Annotated in this window: 1 protein-coding gene and 1 pseudogene; both read left to right on the forward strand. The window is 72.0% G+C overall.

Annotated elements, in window-relative coordinates:
* Positions 1-988: aminoglycoside phosphotransferase family protein (locus K6I33_RS34855; RefSeq protein WP_229358799.1), on the forward strand; the 988-nt coding region annotated here is incomplete at its 5' end.
* Positions 989-1,247: 259 nt separating this feature from the next.
* Positions 1,248-1,658, forward strand: a pseudogene (locus K6I33_RS34860) (N-acetylmuramoyl-L-alanine amidase); the annotation flags it as partial.

Raw genomic sequence — 1,658 nt, forward strand, 5'->3', positions numbered from 1 at the left:
GGCGCGGAGGGCCCCGGGGCTCGGCGCCCAACCGCTCAGCGGGAGAATCGACTTGTCCGGCCCCCAGGGCGCGCAGCTGCGCACGGTGATCTCATCGGTCCATCGCATCTGCCCCGAGTTCAACCCCGTCCAGGTGCTGCGCCGGGGCGGGCGCTCCGTCCTCCTGGTCGGCACGACCGGGCGGAGCACGGCCGTGGCCAAGTGTTTACTGGATCATTCCTCCGCATGGGCCGAACGATTCCGTCATGAAATAGCCACATATCGGGCGTTTGTCCGGCATCGCCCCCCGGTCCGGGTCCCGCGGCTCATCGCCGCCGATCCGGAGCACTGCACCCTGGTCATCGAGCGGATGCCCGGCCGGCCCGCCGCCACCCAGCGGCACCCGGTGGACACCCTGCCCCGCGCGGACGTCCGGGCGGCGCTCGGCGCCATCTGCCGGGTCAATCTCTGGCGGCCGCCCGCCGGGATGTTCGACATGCCGCTGGACTACGGCAAGCGCATCGCCCGCTATCACGAGCTGGGGCTGCTGACCGACCGTGACATGGGCGATCTCCAGAAACTGCTCCACGGCCTGGCCCATGTCCAGGGGCAGTTCTGTCATGGCGACGCCCAGCTCTCCAATGTCCTGCTCTCCCCCGCCGGGCCGGTGCTCGTCGACTGGGACCACGCCGGCTGGTATCTGCCGGGGTACGACCTGGCGACGCTCTGGACCGTCCTCGGCGACGCCCCGGTGGCACGGCGTCAGATCAGTCAGCACGCCCAGCAGGCGGGGACCACGTCCCGGGACGCCTTTCTGGTGAATCTGATGCTGGTGCTCACCCGGGAGATCAGGACCTATGAGACGGCCGTGCAGCGCGCGATGCACGAGCCCGCCCCGCCCGGCACCACCCCCGAGTCCGGCGAGGAGCAGCGACTCCTGCTCCGCCGGCTCCACGACGACTGCGCGATGGCCCGCCGGGCCGTCCGGGCCGCCGTCGGTACGCGCTGAGGAGCCGGACCGACACGCCGTTCCGCCGACCTACGGCGTGTCGGTGCTCGCCCGTACGGGCGAACACGGCTCCGGTGCGTTTCCACGCCCGCGCTGGGAAACCCCCGGCGCGGGCGTTGACGCGCATTGCGCCAGCCACCCAGTCTGATGAGCGCCATCCACGTCATATTGACGGATCGTCTGCCTGGGCTTTGCTCTTGGTAAGTTCGGTCCATCAGCACTCCAAGCGCTCGGCACGGCCCGTCCCGAGGAGGCCGCATTGCGAGGATCCGTACCGGAGTCACGACGGAACGCGAGGACCGGCAGACGAAGAAGCCACCGGACCCGGGTGTTCGGCGCGGTCGCCTCGGCGGCCCTGCTCCTGCCGATGGTCACGGCCGGTCCGGCCGCCACGGCGGACAGGCCCGCCGCCGGTGCGCTCCAGCGGGAGTTCGCCCAGGCCGCCGCCCGGTATCACGTACCCGGCAGTGTGCTGCTCGCCGTCTCCTATCTGGAGTCCCGCTGGGACGCCCATGGCGGCGCGCCCAGCGTCACCGCCGGCTATGGCCCGATGCATCTCACCGACGCCGCCACCGCCCTGGCCACCGCCCCCCATCACAGCGACCCCGGCGAGGACGCCCGAGGTGATCTCGCCCGGCCCCGTGCCACCGGCCGCAGCGCGGTGGCCGCC

Source organism: Streptomyces sp. UNOB3_S3, assembly GCF_020740895.1.
GTDB lineage: Bacteria > Actinomycetota > Actinomycetes > Streptomycetales > Streptomycetaceae > Streptomyces.